Raw genomic sequence first — 5,287 nt, 5'->3', positions numbered from 1 at the left:
GTCCTCGCCGGGGCGTTCGCGGCGCTCGCCATGCCGCCGCTCGGCGCCTGGCCGGCTCTGGCGGTGAGCTTCCCGGTCCTGGTGCTGCTTCTGGACGGCGCCCACGGCGCCGGCCCACTGACGGCGCGTCTTCGCGCCGCCGCGACCGTCGGCTGGTGGTTCGGCTTCGGCTATTCCTCGCCTCCCTGTGGTGGATCGGCGCCGCCTTCCTGGTGGAGGCGGAGGTGTTCGGCTGGCTGCTGCCGTTCGCCGTCATCGCCATGCCCGCCGGCCTCGCGCTCTTCACCGCCCTCGGCGCGGTGCTGGCGCTCTTGGCCTGGAGCCGCGGTCCGGAGCGCATCTTCGCGCTCGCCGCCGGCCTCACCGCCAGCGAATGGCTGCGCGGCCACGTGCTCTCGGGCTTTCCCTGGAACACGTTCGGCTATGCGGTGGCGCAGGACCCGGCTCTGATGCAGAGCGCGGCGCTGTTCGGCGTCTACGGCCTCACCTTCTTCGCGCTGCTGCTCTTCTCGGCGCCGGTTCTGCTGCTGAAGCCGCGGCCGCTCGCGCTGGTTCTGGCCGGCGGCGCGGCGATGACACTGGTGGCGGCCGTGCTGTGGGGGGAGGCACGCCTTGCCGCCCACCCAGCGGCACCGGTGGCGGGGGTGCGCCTGCGCATCATGCAGCCGAACCTGGCGCAGGACGAGAAGTTCGCCTACGGGCGCAGCAAGGACATTCTCGCCCACTATCTCAACCTGAGCGCGCGGCCTTCGGCCACCTATCCGCGCGGCCTGGACGACGTGACCGTGCTGGTCTGGCCGGAATCCGCCTTTCCCTTCATCTATGAGCGCGAGCCCTGGGCGGCGGAGGCGATCGCCGCGGCGCTGCCGGAGAACGTCACCCTCGTGACGGGTGCGGTGCGATACGACACCCCCCGAAAGGGCAGGTGTCCCCGTTCTTCAATGCCATTCGGGTGATCGACCATCAGGGGCGGGTGCTGACCAGCACCGACAAGGTCCATCTGGTTCCCTTCGGCGAGTATCTGCCATTCCAGGCAGCCCTCGAGGAACTCGGACTGGAACAACTTACCCGTGTACGTGGTGGCTTTTCATCGGGTTCGTCCCTAAGTCCGCTTTCGGTGCCCGGCCTGCCGCTGGCCTCGCCCCTGGTCTGCTACGAAATTATCTTTCCTGGAAAGGTTATTCCGCAGGGTCAGCGGCCGGGCCTTCTCCTCAATGTGACCAACGACGCCTGGTTCGGAAACACGCCCGGACCCTACCAGCACTTCGCTCAGGCGCGGCTGCGCGCGGTCGAGGAGGGCCTGCCTCTGGTGCGCGCAGCGAACACCGGCATCTCCGCAATCGTCGATCCACTGGGGCGTATCGTCGCAGGCTCGGCTCTGGGCGAGGAGGCGCTGGTGGACGGCTGGCTTCCCCAGCCGTTGGAAACGGTTCCAAGCGCCGCGACGGCGGGTCCGCTGACGGCGATTTGTCTCATTCTCTCAGGATTTGTCCTGGCACTGATTCCCCGCCGACTCCGCTTTGCACGCAAAAGTTGATCGACGCTCGGTCGTTGTATCCCTATGTTCGCCAGCAATCAGGGCAGCCTTCGCAATGCGAAGTAATGCGTTTCTCTTTTCCGACGTAGCCGGGGAGACCATGGCCAAGAAGGCGCCTAACCCTATTGACAAGCATGTTGGCGCGCGTGTGCGCATGCGTCGCATGATGGTTCAGATGAGCCAGGAGAAGCTGGGCGAACACCTCGGCATCACCTTCCAGCAGATCCAGAAGTATGAGAAGGGCACAAACCGGATCGGCGCCAGTCGTCTCCAGCAGATCTCGACTGTCCTCGGTGTCCCGGTGGCGTTCTTCTTCGAGGGTGCGCCCTCGGTCGGGCCGGAAGTCGATGGCGTGACGGAAAGTCACTCGCCCGCCTATGTGGCAGACTTTCTCGCGACTTCGGACGGTCTGGCTTTGACGCGCAATTTCATGCGCATTCCGGACGCAAAGGTGCGGCGCAAGATCGTCGACCTCGTGACCGCCATCGCCGGAGAGCACGAGGCCTGATCCGTTCGTTTTGACGAACGAATCGGCCGCCTTGATCTTGACCGGCCAATCCCGCGCTGCGAAAACGGCGACATCGCCTCGCGGCGCGGGCGCAATTGGGGTCACGACATGGCACGCCAAAACTACCTGTTCACCAGCGAATCGGTTTCCGAAGGCCACCCCGACAAGGTCTGCGACCGCATCTCCGACGAGGTGGTGGATCTGTTCTTCGGCACCGCGCTGAAGGAAGGCATCGACCCGGCGCAGGTGCGCGTCGCCTGCGAGACGCTGGCCACCACCAACCGCGTGGTGATCGCCGGCGAGACCCGCGGCCCCTCCTCCATCACCGAGGACGCAATCATCGAGGTCGCCCGCAAGGCGGTGAAGGACATCGGCTACGAGCAGGACGGCTTCCACTGGGAGAAGTCGGACGTGGAGGTGCTGCTGCACGGCCAGTCCGCCGACATCGCCCAGGGCGTGGACATCGCCGGCAACAAGGACGAAGGCGCGGGCGACCAGGGCATCATGTTCGGCTATGCCGTGCGCGAGACCCCGGAGCTGATGCCGGCGCCCATCTTCTACGCCCACAAGATCCTGAAGGACCTCGCCGCGGCCCGCCATTCGGGCGCCGCCAAGCAGCTCGGCCCGGACGCCAAGAGCCAGGTCACGGTGCAGTATGAGGGCGGCAAGCCGGTGGGCGTGACGCAGATCGTGCTGTCCACCCAGCACCTCGACGAGAGCATGACCTCCAAGGACGTGCAGGCGCTGGTGGAGCCCTATATCCGCAAGGCGCTGCCGGACGGCTGGATCACCGACGGCACGCTCTGGCACGTGAACCCCACCGGCAAGTTCGTCATCGGCGGCCCCGATGGCGACTGCGGCCTCACCGGGCGCAAGATCATCGTCGACACCTACGGCGGCGCGGCGCCGCACGGCGGCGGCGCCTTCTCGGGCAAGGACCCGACCAAGGTGGACCGCTCGGCCGCCTATGCCGCGCGCTACCTCGCCAAGAACGTGGTGGCGGCGGGCCTTGCCGACCGCGCCACGATCCAGCTCGCTTATGCCATCGGCGTCTCCGATCCGCTCGCGGTCTATGTGGACCTGCACGGCACCGGGCAGGTGGACGAGGCCAAGGTGGAGAAGGCGCTGCGCGAGGTCATGAACCTGCGCCCGCGCGGCATCCGCGAGCATCTCGGCCTTACCAAGCCGATCTATGCCCGCACCGCGGCCTACGGCCATTTCGGCCGCGCGCCCGACGCCGAGGGCGGCTTCTCCTGGGAGAAGACCGACCTCGCCGACGCGCTGAAGACCGCGCTCGCCTGATTGTCCCTTATTCCGAACGCACCATGGCCGGGCCCCGCCCGGCATGGTCGTTCAGGGGACCTGCACGGGGCGCCGCCGGCGGAACGCCACGGGCCAAATCCCGCCCGATTCCGTAGGGTCCCGACACAACCCGTTCCGCGCGCCGCCGCCATCCGTTCCGACTGAGCATGCCGACCCGCGATCCGAAGACCGCCGACACCGAACCCCGCAGCGCCTTCTTCGGCCGGCGCGTGGGCAAGACGCTGCGCGGCCAGCAGCAGGACGCCATCGCCCGGCTGCTGCCGGCCCGCCGCTTCGCGCTTGAAGACGCCGCCGACCCGGCCACCCTGTTCGCGCATCGCCCGCGCGAGATCCGGCTCGAGATCGGCTTCGGCGGCGGCGAGCACCTCATCGCCCATGCGGCACGGCGGCCTGAGGCCGGCTTCATCGGCGTCGAGCCGTTCCTCAACGGCATGGCGCGCATGCTGGTGGACCTGGAGCAGTCGGGCCTCGCCAACATCCGCGTCATCGACCTCGATGCGGCGCTGGTTCTGGCGCGCCTGCCGGCCGGGAGCCTTGCCGGCGCAGATCTGTTCTATCCCGACCCCTGGCCCAAGCGCCGGCACTGGAAGCGGCGGTTCGTCAATCCGGAGAACCTCGATCGGCTCGCCCGCGTCCTCGCGCCGGGCGCGGAATTCCGCTTCGCGTCCGACGTGCCGCATTATGTGGGCTGGACGCTGGCCCAGGTGCGGCGGCACGGCGCCTTCCGCTGGACCGCCCGCACGGCGGCAGACTGGATGACGCCCTATCCGCACTGGAGCGGCACCCGCTACGAGCAGAAGGCGCGGGCGCAGGGGCGCACGCCCACCTACCTCACCTTCGTGCGGACCTGAGGCGCTCGGGCCGGCGGCGCCGCGGGGCGGGTGCTCCCCGGGCGTCCTTTTCCTGTCGACGGCCGGGCCATGCGCGCTGACACGGCGCCCCGCGCCCTTTAGCCTCGCCGCCCATGACCGCGCACACGCCCGCCCCCGCTCCCGCCGCCCCGCCCGCCAAGGCGGAGGAGGCGCGCGTCACGCCCATGATGGCGCAATACATGGAGATCAAGGCGGCGAACCCGGACAGCCTCCTGTTCTACCGAATGGGCGACTTCTACGAGCTGTTCTTCGAGGACGCGGAAGCCGCCTCGCGCGCCCTCGGCATCGTCCTCACCAAGCGCGGCAAGCATCTGGGCGAGGACATCCCCATGTGCGGGGTGCCGATCGAGCGGTCGGAGGAATATCTCCACAAGCTGATCGCGCTCGGCTTCCGGGTGGCGGTCTGCGAGCAGCTGGAGGACCCGGCCGAGGCGAAGAAGCGCGGCCCGAAGAGCGTGGTCAAGCGTGACGTGACGCGCCTCGTCACCCCGGGCACCCTCACCGAGGACGCGCTGCTGGACGCCCGGCGGGAGAACGTGCTCGCCGCCCTCGCCCGCACCGGCGCCTCGGGCGCGGACTTCTCCTACGCCATCGCCTTCACCGACATGTCCACCGGGGCGTTCCGGGTGATCGCCACCGGCGCCGAGGCGCTGGCCGGCGACCTCGCGCGCATCGACCCGGCCGAGCTTCTCGTCTCCGACGCGCTCTATGAGGATGCCCACCTCAAGGCGATCCTGCGCGAGCTGCCGGCGGTGACGCCTTTGCCGCGCGCCTCCTTCGATGGGGCGAGCGCGGACAAGCGCCTCGCCGCCTTCTTCGGCGTCGCGGCGCTGGACGGGTTCGGCGCCTTCACCCGCGCCGAACTGACCGCCGCCGCCGCGGTGGTCGCCTATGTGGAGCGCACCCAGCTCGGCGCCCGGCCGGTTCTGGCGCCGCCGCGCAAGGAGGCGCAGGACGGCGTCATGGCGATCGACGCCGGCACCCGCGCCAATCTGGAGCTGGTGCGCACCACCTCCGGCGAGCGGCGCGGCGTCGCTGCTGGCCGCG

The 5,287-nt window shown here is 69.3% G+C and carries 6 protein-coding genes; all 6 read left to right on the top strand.

All coding sequences use genetic code 11. From position 1 onward, the window contains the following. Positions 1–155 precede the first annotated feature (155 nt). On the top strand, positions 156–956 hold the full coding sequence (gene lnt, locus AC2W7M_RS19350) for an apolipoprotein N-acyltransferase (RefSeq protein WP_486134157.1): 801 nt from the start codon (positions 156–158) through the stop codon (positions 954–956). Next, complete coding sequence (lnt, locus tag AC2W7M_RS19345) at positions 926–1,537, top strand: apolipoprotein N-acyltransferase (protein ID WP_486134155.1); 612 nt, start codon at positions 926–928, stop codon at positions 1,535–1,537. Before lnt (AC2W7M_RS19350) ends, lnt (AC2W7M_RS19345) begins: the two co-directional genes overlap by 31 nt. 100 nt (positions 1,538–1,637) lie before the next feature. After that, the gene (locus AC2W7M_RS19340; protein ID WP_486134153.1) at positions 1,638–2,045 is read left to right on the top strand and encodes a helix-turn-helix domain-containing protein; all 408 of its coding nucleotides are present in this window, start codon (positions 1,638–1,640) and stop codon (positions 2,043–2,045) included. Between the two features lie 108 nt (positions 2,046–2,153). Continuing rightward, positions 2,154–3,347, top strand: a complete 1,194-nt coding sequence (gene metK, locus AC2W7M_RS19335) for a methionine adenosyltransferase (protein WP_486134151.1) — start codon at positions 2,154–2,156, stop codon at positions 3,345–3,347. A 167-nt stretch (positions 3,348–3,514) separates the two neighbouring features. Next, positions 3,515–4,219, top strand: a complete 705-nt coding sequence (gene trmB / locus AC2W7M_RS19330; protein WP_486134149.1) for a tRNA (guanine(46)-N(7))-methyltransferase TrmB — start codon at positions 3,515–3,517, stop codon at positions 4,217–4,219. 113 nt (positions 4,220–4,332) lie between these two features. Beyond that, on the top strand, positions 4,333–5,287 hold a 955-nt coding region (locus AC2W7M_RS19325; protein WP_486134147.1), incomplete at its 3' end, for a MutS N-terminal domain-containing protein.

This window comes from Xanthobacter sp. BG11Y11_SDJG (assembly GCF_057364445.1).
Note: the sequence above shows the minus strand (reverse complement) of the source record. Positions and strands in the feature narration are given on the sequence as shown.

Excerpts from the sequence above, each read along its gene's own strand:
- AC2W7M_RS19340 (WP_486134153.1), top strand. The coding sequence starts at position 1,638 with ATGGCCAAGAAGGCGCCTAACCCTATTGACAAGCATGTTGGCGCGCGT.
- metK (WP_486134151.1), top strand. The coding sequence starts at position 2,154 with ATGGCACGCCAAAACTACCTGTTCACCAGCGAATCGGTTTCCGAAGGC.
- trmB (WP_486134149.1), top strand. The coding sequence starts at position 3,515 with ATGCCGACCCGCGATCCGAAGACCGCCGACACCGAACCCCGCAGCGCC.